Annotated in this window: 13 protein-coding genes and 2 pseudogenes; 12 read left to right on the top strand and 3 right to left on the bottom strand. The window is 44.5% G+C overall.

The features are described from left to right. Window positions 1–71: 71 nt before the first annotated feature. Window positions 72–158: pseudogene (locus D8803_RS09455) on the top strand (IS200/IS605 family transposase); the annotation flags it as partial. 98 nt (window positions 159–256) lie between these two features. Here the strand turns inward: D8803_RS09455 and D8803_RS09450 are convergent. Next, entirely contained in the window at window positions 257–1,249 is a 993-nt protein-coding gene (locus D8803_RS09450; RefSeq protein WP_131200924.1) for an aromatic acid exporter family protein, read from the bottom strand. 67 nt (window positions 1,250–1,316) lie between these two features. Continuing rightward, complete coding sequence (sstT, locus tag D8803_RS09445) at window positions 1,317–2,522, bottom strand: serine/threonine transporter SstT (RefSeq protein ID WP_125424803.1); 1,206 nt, start codon at window positions 2,520–2,522, stop codon at window positions 1,317–1,319. A 148-nt stretch (window positions 2,523–2,670) separates the two neighbouring features. Here sstT and D8803_RS09440 point away from each other — a divergent pair, with 148 nt between their 5' ends. The 10 genes from D8803_RS09440 (at window position 2,671) to D8803_RS09395 (ending at window position 10,189) form a co-directional block, all read left to right on the top strand. After that, window positions 2,671–3,231: a mechanosensitive ion channel family protein gene (locus tag D8803_RS09440; protein ID WP_084946949.1), complete on the top strand. Its 561-nt coding sequence runs from the start codon at window positions 2,671–2,673 to the stop codon at window positions 3,229–3,231. Between the two features lie 57 nt (window positions 3,232–3,288). After that, window positions 3,289–4,197 carry a magnesium transporter CorA family protein gene (locus D8803_RS09435; RefSeq protein WP_000899719.1) on the top strand — a complete coding sequence of 303 codons (909 nt, stop codon included), beginning with the start codon at window positions 3,289–3,291 and terminating at the stop codon, window positions 4,195–4,197. 17 nt (window positions 4,198–4,214) lie between these two features. Further along, on the top strand, window positions 4,215–4,742 hold the full coding sequence (locus tag D8803_RS09430) for a YqeG family HAD IIIA-type phosphatase (protein ID WP_131200923.1): 528 nt from the start codon (window positions 4,215–4,217) through the stop codon (window positions 4,740–4,742). Window positions 4,743–4,744: 2 nt separating this feature from the next. Further along, a complete protein-coding gene (gene yqeH, locus D8803_RS09425; RefSeq protein ID WP_131200922.1) occupies window positions 4,745–5,851 on the top strand; it encodes a ribosome biogenesis GTPase YqeH in 1,107 nt (368 codons plus the stop codon). A gap of 213 nt (window positions 5,852–6,064) precedes the next feature. Then, on the top strand, window positions 6,065–6,376 hold the full coding sequence (yhbY, locus tag D8803_RS09420; protein WP_000060171.1) for a ribosome assembly RNA-binding protein YhbY: 312 nt from the start codon (window positions 6,065–6,067) through the stop codon (window positions 6,374–6,376). 51 nt (window positions 6,377–6,427) lie between these two features. Continuing rightward, window positions 6,428–7,057 carry a nicotinate-nucleotide adenylyltransferase gene (locus tag D8803_RS09415; RefSeq protein ID WP_131200921.1) on the top strand — a complete coding sequence of 210 codons (630 nt, stop codon included), beginning with the start codon at window positions 6,428–6,430 and terminating at the stop codon, window positions 7,055–7,057. After that, window positions 7,057–7,650, top strand: coding sequence for a bis(5'-nucleosyl)-tetraphosphatase (symmetrical) YqeK (yqeK, locus tag D8803_RS09410; RefSeq protein ID WP_131200920.1), 594 nt, complete (start codon window positions 7,057–7,059; stop codon window positions 7,648–7,650). Before D8803_RS09415 ends, yqeK begins: the two co-directional genes overlap by 1 nt. Then, on the top strand, window positions 7,651–8,004 hold the full coding sequence (gene rsfS / locus D8803_RS09405; protein WP_131200919.1) for a ribosome silencing factor: 354 nt from the start codon (window positions 7,651–7,653) through the stop codon (window positions 8,002–8,004). Between the two features lie 322 nt (window positions 8,005–8,326). Beyond that, window positions 8,327–9,067: a class I SAM-dependent methyltransferase gene (locus tag D8803_RS09400; RefSeq protein WP_317842877.1), complete on the top strand. Its 741-nt coding sequence runs from the start codon at window positions 8,327–8,329 to the stop codon at window positions 9,065–9,067. Between the two features lie 9 nt (window positions 9,068–9,076). Beyond that, window positions 9,077–10,189, top strand: a complete 1,113-nt coding sequence (locus D8803_RS09395; RefSeq protein WP_131200918.1) for a nucleotidyltransferase — start codon at window positions 9,077–9,079, stop codon at window positions 10,187–10,189. Window positions 10,190–10,198: 9 nt separating this feature from the next. Here D8803_RS09395 and D8803_RS09885 read toward each other — a convergent pair. Continuing rightward, a pseudogene (locus D8803_RS09885) lies at window positions 10,199–10,456 on the bottom strand (ISL3 family transposase); the annotation flags it as partial. Between the two features lie 359 nt (window positions 10,457–10,815). Here D8803_RS09885 and D8803_RS09390 point away from each other — a divergent pair. After that, on the top strand, window positions 10,816–16,839 hold a 6,024-nt coding region (locus tag D8803_RS09390), incomplete at its 3' end, for a KxYKxGKxW signal peptide domain-containing protein (protein WP_131200917.1).

Genomic DNA, 16,839 nt, shown 5'->3' with positions numbered 1-16,839 from the left:
AAGCCACAATTAAGAAATATATTCAAGATTAAAGAAATTATCCAGTGGATGATTTCTTCACGAGTATGAAAATTCGAGAACGAGTAAAGCATGATATAGCATTAGATAAATTAAGTGTAAAAGAATATGAGGATCCCTTTAGGGATAGTGGTAAGTAATGCGAACACCTCTTTGAGAGGTTTGTGAAGAGTCAAGAGCAATGAAACTTGAACAAAGTGAAAGCCAGCGTCTTTAGGCGCTGGCTGGTGATTTGGGCTTATAGCCCTGGTGCAAACCACCCGTTAGACGGGTGGTTATGATTTCCATATTTCTGATAAAAATCGACCTTGACCTGAATGAAGGTTTCGGCTTCGCGTAGTAGCTGCAGGAGGGTGGCACGGGTTTCAAACTCTTCACGCGTTTTTGGAAGACTCCGATTGCGGAAGACTTGCAGATAACGTTCAATGTCATCAAGCAGGTCGTGAGCAGGATTGGTCTGACTTAGCTGGACAGCAATCTTTGAAAAGAGCTGGGCCAAGATCAAACTTTCACTTGCGGCCAGGTGACAAGTATTGATCTGCTGGGCCATATTTCGCAGGATACCACTTTGCCGTTGTCTCATCTCAAAGTAATGGATGTGGTAGTCTGTCTGGTGAAAGAGGTGATCTGAGTGATCCAGATAAACTAGCTTGAGGGCTTCATCAAGGAGCTCATCTAATTCGTCAACGAGTTGGGCTTGATTGCGTCCGTCTCCCCTCGACAGATAGTACTTAAAGCGAAGCAGGATGTCTTTTAACTTTTCTTCGACCTGAAGGTGGTAGCTTTGGATGGCTTTCTCACGAGAGGGCATATAAAGGTTGACCAATAGAGCAAAGCTTGTCCCGATGAGAAAGAGGAACACTTCATTAAGCAAGAGCTCTGGAGAGGTAGACTTCTGTACCAAGAGATGACTGACCAAGACACTGCTAGGTGTGATGCCGATTTCCCAGCCCATTTTATAGGCTAGAGGCACGTAGAGAGCCAGATAGAGGCCGAGACTCCAGATGTGAAATCCTGTCAGTTGAAAGGCTAGAACACCGATAGCGAGTGCTAGGAGCATGGAAAAGAGGCGGTTACGGGCTAATTTCAGCGTACTTCTGCGCGTGTCGGAGAGGCTTAAGAGAGCGATAATTCCAGCTGAAACTGCTGATGATAAATCTAAAAAATAAGCGAGAAAACAAGCGAGGCAGGTCGCTAAGATCAGTTTTGTCGTACGTTGGGTGATAGACATGAGAATTTCCTATAATACTAGAATAAGAGTATAAAAGACAAGGCTTGGAAGACTTGTCTTAAAAAATCTATTTTTTACGTGCCGACGCGTACTCAGCTACTGCTGTAAAGAGGACGTCGGTAGAAGAGTTCAGGGCAGTTTCGCAGGAATCTTGGACGACACCGATGACAAAACCGACTCCGACTACCTGCATGGCAACATCGTTTGAAATCCCAAAGAGACTACAAGCGACAGGGATGAGGAGAAGTGATCCACCAGCGATTCCAGAAGCTCCACAGGCAGAAATAGCAGCGACGACACTGAGCACAAAGGCTGTACCAAAGTCGACAGAGATTCCTAGCGTATTGACTGCAGCTAGAGTCAGAATGTTAATGGTTACGGCTGCGCCAGCCATGTTAATAGTGGAGCCAAGGGGAATAGAAACAGAGTAGGTATCTGGATTGAGTCCAAGATCTTGGCAGAGTTTCATGTTGACAGGGATATTAGCGGCAGAACTACGAGTAAAGAAAGCTGTAATTCCACTGACACGCAAACATTTAAAAACAAGAGGATAAGGATTTTTTCTCATAAGGAGAAAGGCAATGAGGGGATTGATGACAAGGGCCACAAAAGCCATAGTTGCAATCAAGAGTCCTAGCAAAATTCCGTAGTTAGCAAGGCTGGTAATTCCTTTATCAGAGATGGTCTTGAAGACCAAGCCCATAATTCCGAAAGGTGCCAAATTGATAATCCACTCCACAATCTTGGAAGTTACACCAGCCATGGTTTTGAGCAATTCCTTGCTGTTTTTGCTAGCTTCTCTCATAGCAAGTCCAAAGACAACAGCCCATGATAGAATTCCAATATAGTTGGCTTTGACGACGGCGTTGAGGGGATTGTCCACGAGATTCAGCAGGAGGTTGCTGAGAACTTGACCGATGCCGTCTGGTGGGGCAATCTCTGTGCTCGCACTGCTGAGAGTAATCTGGACCGGGAAGAGAAAACTAGCCAGTACAGCAATCAAGGCAGCTGCAAAGGTACCGAGTAGATAGAGAAAAATAACGGTCTTCATATTGGTATCTTGCCCTTTTTGATGTTGTGAGAGGGCATTTGCGACGAGGGTAAAGACCAAGACAGGAGCGATGGCTTTCAGACCCCCAACGAATAGGTCACCGAGAATGCTGAGCCCCGACAGACTAGGAAAAAGTAGCCCTAGAGAGGCTCCCAGAAGCATGCCGATTAGGATACGTTTGATGAGGCTGGCCTTGTTCCAGGCTCGAATGATTCTTTTCATAATAGTCTCCTTCAAAGTGTATTGTTTATGATTATAGTATAAATATGCCGTTGAGGCAAGTCTTTTTTTGAGTTTGGGGGAATATCAGAATATTTATGAGGGATTTGAACGGGATGATTTGTGGTATAATACTAAAAAGGAGTTTTGTATGCAAGAATTTTTTCAACGTTATCTTGATAAATTGGATGTAACAACTGTATTAGAGAATGTCTTGACCAAGGTGATCTCTCTTTTGATTTTGTTTCTGCTATTTTATATAGCTAAAAAGATGCTTCATGCGACTGTACGAAAGATTGTCAAGCCCTCGCTTAAATTTTCAAATCGGGATGCGGGCAGACAAAAGACCATTTCTCGTTTGCTTGAGAATATCTTTAACTACACCCTTTATTTCTTTTTGATTTACTGTATCTTGTCTATTTTGGGCTTGCCAGTTTCCAGCCTCCTTGCTGGGGCGGGGATTGCTGGGGTTGCCATTGGGATGGGGGCACAAGGCTTTCTATCCGATGTCATCAACGGCTTTTTCATCCTCTTTGAACGCCAGCTTGATGTGGGTGACGAAGTGGTCCTCACAAATGGTCCTATTACCGTATCTGGAAAGGTTGTTAGTGTAGGAATCCGTACGACCCAACTTCGCAGTGACGACCAAGCCCTTCATTTTGTTCCTAACCGAAATATCACTGTTGTTAGCAACTTCTCTCGTACAGAGTAGGTCTGCTATTTTGGCAGATTTGTGGTACAATAGAAAGAGTTTGGTAGAGGAGAGAGTATGCTATTTGTAGAGAAAAAACTAGGTCACAATTGTACCTGGATAGACCTTGATGTGGACAAGATTAAAAACATGGAAGATCTTTCTGACGTCTATGGATTGGATAAGGAAACCATCGAGTATGCTCTAGATAGAAATGAACGAGCCCACATGGATTATAACCGTGAAACGGGGACGGTAACCTTCATTTATAATGTTCTTGATTTAGAAAAAGACAAGGAATATTATGAAGCGATTCCGATGACCTTTATCGTTGAAAAACAACGGTTGATCACTATCAGCAATCACAAGAATACTTATGTGATTAAACGTATGGCGACCTATCTTGAAAGCCATGAAATCATTTCCATCTACAAATTTCTTTTTGCCAGTTTAGAGATTATTAGTAATGCTTATTATCCAGTTATTGAAGAGATGGATAAAAGTAAGGATGAAATCAGTGCACTTCTTCGTCAAAAAACAACTAAAAAAAATCTTTTTGCCCTCTCTGACTTGGAAACCGGTATGGTTTACTTGACAGCTGCTGCTAAACAAAATCGTCTCCTCTTGGAACACATCCAAGGGCATGCTCTTTATCGCAATCTTAATGAGGTAGAAAGAGAGCAGTTTGATGATGCTATGATTGAAGCGCATCAGTTGGTTTCGATGACAGACTTGATTTCTCAAGTTTTGCAACAACTCTCAGCCTCTTACAACAACATCCTAAACAATAATCTAAATGATAATTTGACAACTTTGACAATTATCTCAGTCTTGCTGGCTATCCTTGCGGTTATTACAGGGTTCTTCGGAATGAATGTTCCTTTACCGTTTACAGATGAACCAAATGCTTGGATTTATATTTTGATAGCTAGTCTCATTTTATGGGCAGTCTTAGCCCAATGTTTAAAGAAAATTGCTAGAAATTAAAAAGAAAAGGAGCCAGAATGGCGATTGAAAACTATATGCCAGATTTTGCTGTGGAAGCAGTTTATGATCTGACAGTCCCAAGCCTGCAGGCGCAGGGGATCAAGGCTGTTTTGGTCGATTTGGATAATACCCTCATTGCTTGGAATAACCCTGATGGGACACTAGAGATGAAGCAATGGCTACATGACCTTCAGGACGCGGGCATTCGCATTATCGTAGTCTCAAATAACACCAAAAAACGAGTTCAACGCGCTGTTGAGAAGTTTGGGATTGATTACGTTTATTGGGCCTTGAAGCCTTTCACATTTGGGATTGACCGTGCCATGAAGGAATTTCACTACGAGAAAAATGAAGTGGTCATGGTCGGCGACCAACTCATGACGGATATACGAGCAGCTCACCGTGCAGGTATTCGCTCGATCTTAGTCAAACCCTTGGTCCAACACGACTCGATCAAAACGCAGATTAACCGGGCTCGCGAGCGCCGTGTCATGCGCAAAATCACTGAAAAGTACGGACCGATTACATATAAAAAAGGAATTTAACTATGGAAGAAATTCTCTGTATTGGTTGTGGAGCAACCATTCAGACGACAGACAAGGCTGGTCTTGGATTTACCCCCCAGTCAGCACTTGAAAAAGGTTTGGAGACTGGCGAAGTCTATTGCCAACGCTGTTTCCGTCTCCGCCACTACAATGAAATCACAGATGTCCAGTTGACGGACGATGATTTCCTCAAACTCTTGCACGAGGTGGGAGACAGTGATGCCTTGGTGGTCAATGTCATTGATATCTTTGACTTTAATGGCTCTGTCATCCCAGGCTTGCCACGCGTTGTATCGGGAAATGATGTCCTCTTAGTTGGAAATAAAAAAGATATCCTGCCCAAGTCAGTTAAACCGGGTAAGATCAGCCAGTGGCTGATGGAGCGTGCCCATGAAGAAGGACTTCGTCCTGTTGATGTCGTCCTGACTTCGGCTCAGAATAAGCATGCCATCAAGGAAGTCATTGACAAAATTGAGCACTACCGTAAGGGGGGTGATGTCTATGTAGTTGGGGTAACCAACGTTGGAAAGTCAACCCTTATCAACGCTATTATCCAGGAAATCACGGGCGACCAGAATGTCATCACGACTTCGCGCTTCCCAGGGACAACCTTGGACAAGATTGAGATTCCGCTCGATGACGGATCTTATATCTACGATACACCGGGGATTATTCACCGTCACCAGATGGCCCACTACTTGACGGCTAAAAACCTCAAGTATGTCAGCCCTAAAAAGGAAATCAAGCCCAAAACCTATCAGCTTAACCCTGAGCAAACCCTGTTTTTAGGTGGTTTAGGACGGTTTGACTTTATTTCAGGAGAAAAGCAAGGTTTTACCGCTTTCTTTGACAATGAACTTAAACTCCACCGTACCAAGCTTGAAGGAGCTAGTGCTTTCTATGACAAGCACGTCGGAACCCTTCTAACACCACCAAATAGTAAGGAAAAAGAAGATTTTCCAAAACTAGTCCAACACGTCTTTACCATCAAGGACAAGACAGACCTAGTCATCTCAGGCCTAGGCTGGATCCGCGTAACAGGCACCGCCAAAGTCGCCGTCTGGGCACCAGAAGGCGTCGCCGTCGTCACACGAAAAGCAATTATTTAAAATAAAATCGCTGAGCGAACAAAGTGAGCTCATATAGAGATAGTTATTGCCGTGGTGTGATTGCCAATCTTTAGATTGGCAAGGGGCACAATTGAGACCAAGGCTCAATTGTGAGGTCAGGAAATCCATTTTTCAAAGATGAGATCTTTGGAAAATTAGTTCCGACCGTCCCTCACCACCTAAAATAACTATCAAAAAACAAGGAAGAAGATTATGTCATTAACATCGAAACAACGTGCCTTCCTCAACAGTCAGGCACACACCCTCAAACCCATCATCCAAATCGGGAAAAATGGACTTAACGACCAAATCAAAACCAGTGTTCGCCAAGCTCTTGACGCACGTGAATTGATTAAGGTTACTCTCTTGCAAAACACAGACGAAAACATCCACGAAGTAGCTGAAATTTTAGAAGAAGAAATCGGTGTAGATACTGTCCAAAAAATCGGACGCATCTTGATTTTGTATAAACAATCTAGCAAGAAAGAAAATCGCAAGATTTCTAAAAAAGTCAAAGAAATCTAAACACCTACTCCAAGAAACTGTTTTTACAGAGAATTAAAGGAAGACGAGCCTATGGCAATCGAATTATTGACTCCCTTTACCAAGGTAGAGTTGGAGCCAGAAATCAAGGAGAAAAAACGCAAACAAGTCGGGATTTTAGGGGGGAATTTTAACCCTGTTCACAATGCCCATCTTGTTGTGGCGGACCAAGTACGACAACAGTTAGGACTGGACCAGGTCTTGCTTATGCCCGAATACCAACCACCTCATGTAGATAAAAAGGAAACCATTCCTGAGCATCATCGTCTTAAGATGCTTGAGTTGGCGATTGAGGGGATTGAAGGCCTCGCCATTGAAACCATTGAGCTAGAGCGTAAGGGCATTTCCTACACCTACGACACCATGAAGATTTTGACAGAGCAACATCCAGATACGGATTATTATTTCATTATCGGGGCTGATATGGTGGACTATCTGCCTAAGTGGTACCGAATTAATGAGCTGGTCGACATGGTTCAGTTTGTTGGAGTTCAGCGTCCACGCTACAAGGCAGGGACTTCCTATCCAGTTATCTGGGTAGATGTGCCTCTCATGGACATCTCCTCCAGCATGGTGCGTGACTTCATTGCCCAAGGTCGGAAACCTAACTTTCTCCTACCTCAGCCAGTGCTAGACTACATCGAGAAGGAGGGGCTCTACTGATGGCCTATCAAGACTATATCAACTGCTCCCGTGAGGCTTTGTTGGAAAAAATGGCAGAGCTTCTACCTGAAAAACGTTTAACCCATTGTTTGGGTGTAGAGCGTGCAGCCATAGAGCTTGCCAAGCGATTTGGAGTCGATGTTGAGAAAGCTGGTCTAGCAGGCCTTCTTCATGACTATGCTAAAAAGTTGTCAGATCAGGAATTTCTAGACTTGATTGACCGTTATCAGCTGGATTCTGACCTCAAAAACTGGGGAAATAATGTCTGGCATGGCATGGTTGGTATCTACAAGATTCAGGAAGACTTGGATTTGCATGATCCAGAAATCCTGCGAGCTATTGAAATCCATACAGTCGGAGCGGGTCAGATGACAGACCTAGACAAGGTTATCTACGTTGCAGACTATATCGAGCACAACCGCGCCTTTCCAGGTGTGGATGTGGCGCGTGAAATTGCTGAGCTATCGCTCAATAAGGCAGTGGCCTACGAAACAGTTCGTACCGTGGAGCATCTAGCTCATCAGGGATTTCCCATCTATCCCCAAACCCTTGAAACCTATAACGCCTTTGTGCACTATTTGAAAGAGGACTAAATGAACGAAAAAGAATTACTAGAACTAGTCGTGAAAGCGGCTGATGAGAAACGTGCGGAGGATATCCTTGCACTTGACGTACAAGATTTGACCAGCGTGACGGACTATTTTGTTATCACTAGCTCAATGAATAGCCGTCAGTTGGACGCTATCGCTGATAATATCCGTGAAAAAGTAGCTGAAGCAGGCTTTAAAGGCAGTCATGTCGAAGGTGATACAGCTGGAGGCTGGGTTTTACTAGACCTCGGTGGTGTTGTTGTGCATATCTTCTCAGAAGAAATGCGTGCCCACTATAACTTAGAAAAACTATGGCATGAGGCGGCTTCTGTAGATATTTCAGAAGCCTTGGCCTAGTAGATGAACTCAGTTGCAGGCAACTGGGTTTTATTTGCTTATTTTAGAAAAAATGGATAGAAAGGTGAGAGCGTCGTGTTTTGTTCATCTCGAAACTGAACACGAGCTAAAAGCTGCGAGAAAAAGATAAACTTCCTTTGTATCTGACGATACAGCAGAAAGTTTCTTATTTTCTCCTTGCTTTTAACGCTCTTTGTATCTTAGAAAGGATTTGAACCCGTCCTGTAATCGTCGGAAAATAGATAGCTTTGGCTTGGATCAGGATCCTAAGTCCAAGCTCCTAATTTTCATTCCGATTACGGGCGGACTTGGTATCATGACTATGGCAACTTATGAAACCTTTGCGGCTGTTTACGATGCTGTGATGGATGATAGTTTATACGATAAATGGACGGATTTTTCGCTGCGTCATTTGCCTAAGACCAAGGAGAGAAAGAAACTCTTGGAATTGGCTTGTGGGACAGGTATCCAGTCTGTCCGCTTTTCTCAAGCTGGTTTTGATGTAACTGGGCTTGACTTGAGCGCGGATATGCTGAAGATTGCTGAAAAGAGAGCGACATCAGCTAAGCAAAAGATTGCTTTTATTGAAGGCAACATGCTGGATTTGTCTAAGGCTGGTAAATATGATTTTGTCACTTGTTATTCGGATTCTATCTGCTACATGCAGGATGAGGTGGAAGTTGGGGACGTCTTTAAGGAAGTCTATAATGCCCTTAACGAAGATGGGGTATTTATCTTTGATGTCCATTCGACCTACCAGACAGATGAAGTTTTTCCAGGCTATTCTTACCATGAAAATGCGGAAGATTTCGCCATGCTTTGGGACACCTATGAGGACGAAGCTCCTCACTCCATCGTGCATGAGTTGACCTTCTTTATCAAGGAGGCTGACGGTTCCTTTAGTCGCCACGATGAAGTGCATGAGGAGCGAACTTATGAGGTTTTGACCTATGATATTTTGCTGGAACAAGCTGGTTTCAAGTCTTTCAAACTCTATGCGGACTTTGAGGACAAGGAGCCGACAAAGACCAGCAAACGATGGTTTTTTGTCGCGCAGAAGTAGGAGAACATCATGACCATCACAGGTATTATCGCGGAGTTCAATCCTTTTCATAATGGGCATAAATACCTGCTGGAACAGGCTAAAGGGTTGAAAATTGTGGCCATGTCTGGGAATTTTATGCAGCGTGGAGAGCCTGCTATCGTGGACAAGTGGGCACGGGTCCAGATGGCGCTGGAAAATGGAGCGGATCTGGTAGTGGAATTGCCCTTTTTAATCAGTGTTCAGGCAGCTGATTTCTTTGGACAAGGAGCAGTAGATATCTTGGCTCGATTAGGGATTGATAGACTAGCTTTTGGGACGGAAGAAGTTCTGGACTACCAGAAAATTGCTGACCTATACATGGAGCAAGGTACTGAGATGGAGAAATTTGTGGAAAATCTGCCTGATTCCCTCTCCTACCCCCAGAAAACCCAAGCCATGTGGAAGGAATTTGCAGGTCTAGATTTTTCAGGCAATACGCCTAATCATGTTCTAGCTCTAGCCTATGCCAAGGCGGTTGCAGGACGCAACATCAAACTGCATCCTATTCAGCGTCAAGGTGCTGGCTATCACTCTGTGGACAAGGAAGTGGACTTTGCCTCTGCAACAGCTCTCCGCCAGCATCAATCAGACCAAGATTTCTTAGAACGCTTTATGCCTTCTGTTGACCTCTTTGAGCAGGCCAGTAAGGTGAGTTGGGATGACTATTTTCCTTTGCTACGCTATCAAATCTTGTCAAATCCAGACCTAACCACCATCTATCAGGTCAATCAAGAAATGGCTGTGCGCATCAAGGATGCTATCAAAACAGCCCAGTCTTTGGAAGAATTGGTCGAGGCGGTTGCGACCAAGCGCTATACCAAGGCGCGTGTCAGACGCCTCTTGACCTATATCTTGGTGCAGGCCAGAGAAAGTGACTTGCCAGCAGCCATTCATGTCTTAGGCTTTACCGAAGAAGGCAGACAACATCTCAAGTCTCTGAAAGACCAAGTCCAACTAGTCAGCCGAATTGGCAAAGAACCTTGGGATGCCATGACCCAAAAAGTAGACCAGATTTACCAACTAGGGAATCCAAGTATAGCAGAGCAGAATTTCGGCAGAGTGCCGATTAGAATGGAAATAAGTGGAAACTATAGTGGGTGACATATAACGAAGCATAGAGGGAATCAGATTGGTTCTCTCTTTTGTCATGTTTAAAGCTATGAAAATTCTGGTTTTGACATTGTCAAAGTTCTAACAATCAAAGGCATTTTGTTTAATGACTATGATAAGGTTGATAGTGGCTTCCCGTTTTGTATGAGAACAGGGTGATTCCAAAGCGTTAATAATCTTGTCCTCATCTGTATCTTTCGAAAACGTCTGAAAAACGATTAAAAGTATGGGATTTACAAAAGAAATGATCTCTTCTAATGATGGTTTGGTCATTTTTTATTGGAAGTATTAATGGGCTTGATTTCGAAAATCGTAAGAGAATTTCAATAGTTTGAACTCTAAAAGCGAATTTTTAACAAAAATTAAGTGTTTTCATTTGTCATTTCGCATATAATTACTTGAAAAGGGCAATCCGTTTTGGTAAAATGATAGGTGGTGTATACTAGATAAGAACGACTGGTATATTCCATATGGAATCTGCTTTTTGAGTCAAAGGGATAAAAACTGAAACTGACTGCGATTTTATTATCTTTGGTTTTGAGAGGCAGCGCAACTACGCTTTGTTAATGATCATGAGGTTAACAAAGGGTCGCAATTGGATAAAAGAAAGGAATAGAATGTTTCGAAGTAAAAAATTTAACAAAGATTTCGAGATCGTAGATGAGAAAAAGCGTTATAAGCTATACAAGTCGGGTAAAAACTGGGTAAAAGCCTCGAACTCTCAATTGGATCTCTTCCGTATCGGTGGGATGGGCGAAGTTGTCTCTAGTACCCTATCAGACACTGAAGAACTTGATCACGCACACCTTAGTTTTAACACGCTAGCGGGTATAGGGGGAATCCTGGCCGCGGGAGCTGCAGGATTTGTGATGACTCAAGAGCAAACTGTTTATGCGGATGAAACATCTGAGTATGCAGAAAAGGATAAAACAGTCATCGCAGCTGAACCGAAAGCAGCTGAAACAACTGAAACAAGTACTAACTCAATCATCGCTCAAGCGCAAGCAGAAGTAAAGAAAGCTCAAGCAGAACAAGCATCTGCAACAGCTTCTGTATCAGTCAGTCAATCTGTTGAGACTCAAGCGAGTGCGAGTCAGTCAGCTTCAGTCAGTCAATCTGCCTCAGCAAGTCAGTCAGTCTTAGCGAGTCAGTCAGCATCTGCAAGTGCTTCAACATCAGCAGGCCAGTCAACTGCTCCAGCATCTGAGTCAGCGAGCCAATCAACATCAGCTCCTGTATCAGCTTCAGCAAGTGCAACAGCATCTGCATCAGTAAGCTCTACACCATCAGAGTCAGCAAGCTCTCAAGCACCTGCCTCTGTAGTTGAGAGTACATCAGCTGTTAGCGAACCATCAGCACAGGCTTCTGTGTCTACCTCAACTTCTGCATCTCTCAACCTTAAGGTTAACCCTGCAGCAAGCCTTGTATCAGGTAGTGCTAACCAAAGTTTGGCAAGTGCAGCTCTTAGCACAAGCCAAGCAGCAACGACTAGCAACAACATCGCAGCTGGTGTTGTAGCGGATAAGAACCAAGCCCAAGGTAAGGATACAACCAAGCAAGCTGAGAAAGACCAAGCGGCAGATAAGCAAGTAACAACTGCACCGAAAAAGGGTTACTCTGGTTTCCGCCAAGGTATTCCAGGTATTATTGACTCTGAAGCTGGTGTATTTCTTACCGATACACCAAATGGTCAATATGCCAAGAGATATCCAATTCCTGATCAAACAGCTTATAAACCAATGCCTGAGACACATGTTTATTTCCATAATGGACAAAACAAGCACTTTAATGGTACTTGGAAGCAGGAGCATATTGCTAGAGATGCCCTCTATATTTCTGAGACAGACACTAATCGTTTGAAACAACTTGGTCTTAACTATCGATTGGATGTTGTGCAAGTACGGAGTCAACAAGGTCAGATTGGATATTTACCACGTTTGACTATGTGGGGTTATCCAACGCCTGTCAAAGGGAACTTGGTATTGTTCAATGTACGAGTTAGTGGCGCAGGTGGTCAAGGAGTGGTCAATCAAGCTACAATAAGCTTCAATGTTACTCGTAACCCTAGATATGAGAGTGAATCTACATCTGCAAGTCAATCAACGTCAGCATCAACAAGTACACAGTCAGCTTCAGATTCAATGAGTTTGAGCGCGAGTGACTCTGCGTCAATTAGTGCTAGTCAAAGTGCGTCAGCATCTATCTCAGCAAGTATTAGTGCATCAACGTCAGCAATTGCGAGCCAAAGTGCATCAGCAAGTGCGAGCGTGAGCCGTAGCGTATCTGCTTCTGTATCAGGAAGCCAAAGTGCGAGTGCATCACTCAGCGCAAGTCGCTCAGCTTCAGCCAGTGCAAGTTCAAGCCGTTCAGCCTCAGCGAGCGTAAGCTCAAGTCGTTCGGCAAGTGCTTCAGCCAGTGCATCACTCAGCGCAAGTCGCTCAGCTTCAGCGAGCGTAAGTTCAAGCCGTTCGGCCAGTGCCTCAGCGAGTGCCTCACTTAGTGCAAGTCGTTCAGCTTCAGCGAGCGTAAGTTCAAGCCGTTCAGCGAGTGCATCGCTTAGTTCAAGCCGCTCAGCTTCAGCAAGTGTAAGCTCAAGCCGTTCGGCCAGTGCTTCAGCGAGTGAATCGCTAAGTGCGAGTCGCTCAGCCTCAGCAAGTGTAAGCTCAAGCCGTTCGGCCAGTGCCTCAGCGAGTGCATCGCTTAGCGCAAGTCGCTCAGCCTCAGCATCAGTAAGTGCTAGCCAATCCGCTTCAGCTTCAGTATCTGCAAGTCAAAATGCTTCAGCATCAGTAAGCGCAAGCCAAAGTGCTTCAGCATCAGTATCTGCAAGCCAAAGCGCTTCAGCTGCAGCAAGTGCAAGCCAATCCGCTTCAGCGTCAGTATCTGCAAGTCAAAGTGCTTCAGCATCAGTAAGCGCCAGCCAAAGTGCCTCAGCTTCAGCATCTAACGACCAGAACTCAGCTTCTATCTCAGCAAGCGCGAGCCAGTCTGCGTCTGTATCAGCAAGCCAAAGCGCTTCAGCATCAGTAAGTGCAAGTCAATCAGCATCTGTATCAGCTAGCCAAAGCGCTTCAGCGTCAGTATCTGCAAGTCAAAGTGCTTCAGCATCAGTAAGCGCCAGCCAAAGTGCCTCAGCTTCAGCATCTAACGACCAGAACTCAGCTTCTATCTCAGCAAGCGCGAGCCACTCTGCGTCAGTATCAGCAAGCCAAAGCGCTTCAGCATCAGTAAGTGCAAGTCAATCAGCATCTGTATCAGCTAGCCAAAGCGCTTCAGCGTCAGTATCTGCAAGTCAATCAACTTCAGCATCAGTAAGCGCCAGCCAAAGTGCCTCAGCTTCAGCATCTAACAACCAGAACTCAGCTTCTATCTCAGCAAGCGCGAGCCACTCTGCGTCTGTATCAGCAAGCCAAAGCGCTTCAGCATCAGTATCTGCAAGTGAATCAGCTTCAGCATCAGTATCTGCAAGTGAATCAGCTTCAGCATCAGTATCTGCAAGTGAATCAACTTCAGCATCTGTATCAGCTAGCCAATCAGCTTCAGCGTCTGTAAGTGCAAGCCAATCAGCAAGCGCATCAGTAAGCTCAAGTGAATCAGCTTCAGCATCAGTATCTGCAAGTGAATCAGCTTCAGCATCAGTATCTGCAAGTGAATCAGCTTCAGCGTCTGTAAGTGCAAGTGAATCAACTAGCGCATCAGTATCTGCAAGTCAATCAACTAGCGCATCAGTATCTGCAAGTGAATCAACTAGCGCATCAGTATCTGCAAGTGAATCAACTTCAGCATCTGTATCAGCTAGCCAATCAGCTTCAGCGTCTGTAAGTGCAAGCCAATCAGCAAGCGCATCAGTAAGCTCAAGTCAATCAACTTCAGCATCAGTATCTGCAAGTGAATCAACTAGCGCATCAGTATCTGCAAGTGAATCAACTTCAGCATCTGTATCAGCTAGCCAATCAACTTCAGCATCAGTAAGCTCAAGTCAATCAACTTCAGCATCTGTATCAGCTAGTCAATCAACTTCAGCATCAGTATCTGCAAGTCAATCAACTTCAGCATCTGTATCAGCTTCAGCGTCTGTAAGTGCAAGCCAATCAGCTTCAGCATCAGTAAGCTCAAGTCAATCAACTAGCGCATCAGTATCTGCAAGTGAATCAACTAGCGCATCAGTATCTGCAAGTGAATCAACTTCAGCATCTGTATCAGCTAGCCAATCAGCTTCAGCGTCTGTAAGTGCAAGCCAATCAGCAAGCGCATCAGTAAGCTCAAGTGAATCAACTAGCGCATCAGTATCTGCAAGTGAATCAACTTCAGCATCTGTATCAGCTAGCCAATCAGCAAGCGCATCAGTAAGCTCAAGTCAATCAACTTCAGCATCAGTATCTGCAAGTGAATCAGCTTCAGCGTCTGTAAGTGCAAGTCAATCAACTAGCGCATCAGTATCTGCAAGTCAATCAACTTCAGCATCAGTATCTGCAAGTGAATCAGCTTCAGCATCAGTATCTGCAAGTGAATCAGCTTCAGCGTCTGTAAGTGCAAGTCAATCAACTTCAGCATCAGTATCTGCAAGTCAATCAACTTCAGCATCTGTATCTGCAAGTGAATCAACTTCAGCATCTGTATCAGCTAGCCAATCAGCTTCAGCGTCTGTAAGTGCAAGCCAATCAGCAAGCGCATCAGTAAGCTCAAGTGAATCAACTAGCGCATCAGTATCTGCAAGTGAATCAGCTTCAGCTTCAGTAAGTGCAAGTCAATCAACTAGCGCATCAGTATCTGCAAGTGAATCAGCTTCAGCATCTGTATCAGCTAGCCAAAGTGCTTCAGCATCAGTATCTGCAAGCCAATCAGCTAGCCAAAGTGCTTCAGCATCTGTATCAGCAAGCCAATCAGCTTCAGCGTCTGTATCTGCAAGTCAATCAGCTTCAGCGTCTGTATCTGCAAGTGAATCAGCTTCAGCGTCTGTATCTGCAAGTGAATCAGCTTCAGCATCAGTATCTGCAAGTCAATCAACTAGCGCATCAGTATCAGCTAGCCAAANCGCTTCAGCATCAGTATCAGCAAGCCAATCAGCTTCAGCGTCTGTATCTGCAAGTGAATCAGCTTCAACATCAGTAAGCTCAAGCGAATCAACTAGCGCATCAGTATCAGCTAGTCAATCAACTTCAGCGTCTGTATCTGCAAGCCAATCAACTTCAGCATCTGTAAGTGCAAGTCAATCAGCTTCANCATCAGTAAGCNCAAGCGAATCAACTAGCGCATCAGTATCAGCTAGTCAATCAACTTCAGCATCTGTATCTGCAAGCCAATCAACTTCAGCATCTGTAAGTGCAAGTCAATCAACTTCAGCATCTGTAAGTGCAAGCCAATCAGCTAGCACATCAGTAAGCTCAAGTCAATCAACTTCAGCATCTGTATCAGCTAGTCAATCAGCTTCAGCATCAGTATCTGCAAGTCAATCAACTTCAGCGTCTGTATCTGCAAGTGAATCAGCTTCAGCGTCTGTATCTGCAAGTGAATCAGCTTCAGCATCAGTATCTGCAAGTCAATCAACTAGCGCATCAGTATCAGCTAGCCAATCAACTTCAGCATCTGTATCTGCAAGCCAATCAGCTTCAGCATCTGTAAGCTCAAGTCAATCAACTTCAGCTTCTGTATCTGCAAGCCAATCAGCTTCAGCATCTGTAAGTGCAAGTCAATCAACTTCAGCATCAGTATCTGCAAGCCAAAGCACTTCAGCATCAGTATCTGCAAGCCAAAGCGCTTCAGCATCAGTATCTGCAAGTGAATCAGCTTCAGCATCTGTATCAGCAAGTGAATCAGCTTCAGCATCTGTAAGTGCAAGTCAATCAACTTCAGCATCAGTATCTGCAAGCCAATCAGCTTCAGCATCAGTATCTGCAAGTCAATCAACTTCAGCGTCTGTAAGCNCAAGTCAATCAACTTCAGCATCTGTATCAGCAAGCCAAAGCGCTTCAGCTTCAGTATCAGCAAGCCAATCAACTTCAGCGTCTGTAAGCTCAAGTCAATCAGCTTCAGCATCAGTATCAGCAAGCCAATCAGCAAGCGCATCAGTATCAGCAAGCCAATCAGCAAGCACAAGCTTGAGCAACAGCGTGTCTGCCTCAATCAGTGCATCTAAATCAGCAAGCACAAGCTTGAGCAACAGCGTGTCTGCCTCAATCAGTGCATCTGAATCAGCAAGCACAAGCTTGAGCAACAGCGTGTCTGCTTCAATTAGTGCATCTGAATCAGCAAGCACAAGCTTGAGTAACAGCGTATCTGCTTCAATTAGTGCTAGCCACTCAGCAAGCACAAGCTTGAGCAACAGCGTGTCTGCTTCAATCAGTGCTAGCCAATCAGCAAGCACAAGCTTGAGTAACAGCGTATCTGCTTCAATTAGTGCTAGCCACTCAGCAAGCACAAGCTTGAGCAACAGCGTGTCTGCCTCAATCAGTGCATCTGAATCAGCAAGCACAAGCTTGAGCAACAGCGTGTCTGCTTCAATTAGTGCATCTGAATCAGCAAGCACAAGCTTGAGTAACAGCGTATCTGCTTCAATTAGTGCTAGCCACTCAGCAAGCACAAGCTTGAGCAACAGCGTGTCTGCTTCAATCAGTGCTAGCCAATCAGCAAGCACAAGCTTG

The organism is Streptococcus oralis (assembly GCF_003943385.1).
GTDB classification, from domain to species: Bacteria; Bacillota; Bacilli; order Lactobacillales; family Streptococcaceae; genus Streptococcus; species Streptococcus oralis_CA.
Note: the sequence above shows the minus strand (reverse complement) of the source record. Positions and strands in the feature narration are given on the sequence as shown.

Coding starts and splice junctions, on each gene's coding strand:
- D8803_RS09450 (WP_131200924.1), bottom strand. CDS start 1,249: ATGTCTATCACCCAACGTACGACAAAACTGATCTTAGCGACCTGCCTC.
- sstT (WP_125424803.1), bottom strand. CDS start 2,522: ATGAAAAGAATCATTCGAGCCTGGAACAAGGCCAGCCTCATCAAACGT.
- D8803_RS09440 (WP_084946949.1), top strand. CDS start 2,671: ATGCAAGAATTTTTTCAACGTTATCTTGATAAATTGGATGTAACAACT.
- D8803_RS09435 (WP_000899719.1), top strand. CDS start 3,289: ATGCTATTTGTAGAGAAAAAACTAGGTCACAATTGTACCTGGATAGAC.
- D8803_RS09430 (WP_131200923.1), top strand. CDS start 4,215: ATGGCGATTGAAAACTATATGCCAGATTTTGCTGTGGAAGCAGTTTAT.
- yqeH (WP_131200922.1), top strand. CDS start 4,745: ATGGAAGAAATTCTCTGTATTGGTTGTGGAGCAACCATTCAGACGACA.
- yhbY (WP_000060171.1), top strand. CDS start 6,065: ATGTCATTAACATCGAAACAACGTGCCTTCCTCAACAGTCAGGCACAC.
- D8803_RS09415 (WP_131200921.1), top strand. CDS start 6,428: ATGGCAATCGAATTATTGACTCCCTTTACCAAGGTAGAGTTGGAGCCA.
- yqeK (WP_131200920.1), top strand. CDS start 7,057: ATGGCCTATCAAGACTATATCAACTGCTCCCGTGAGGCTTTGTTGGAA.
- rsfS (WP_131200919.1), top strand. CDS start 7,651: ATGAACGAAAAAGAATTACTAGAACTAGTCGTGAAAGCGGCTGATGAG.
- D8803_RS09400 (WP_317842877.1), top strand. CDS start 8,327: ATGGCAACTTATGAAACCTTTGCGGCTGTTTACGATGCTGTGATGGAT.
- D8803_RS09395 (WP_131200918.1), top strand. CDS start 9,077: ATGACCATCACAGGTATTATCGCGGAGTTCAATCCTTTTCATAATGGG.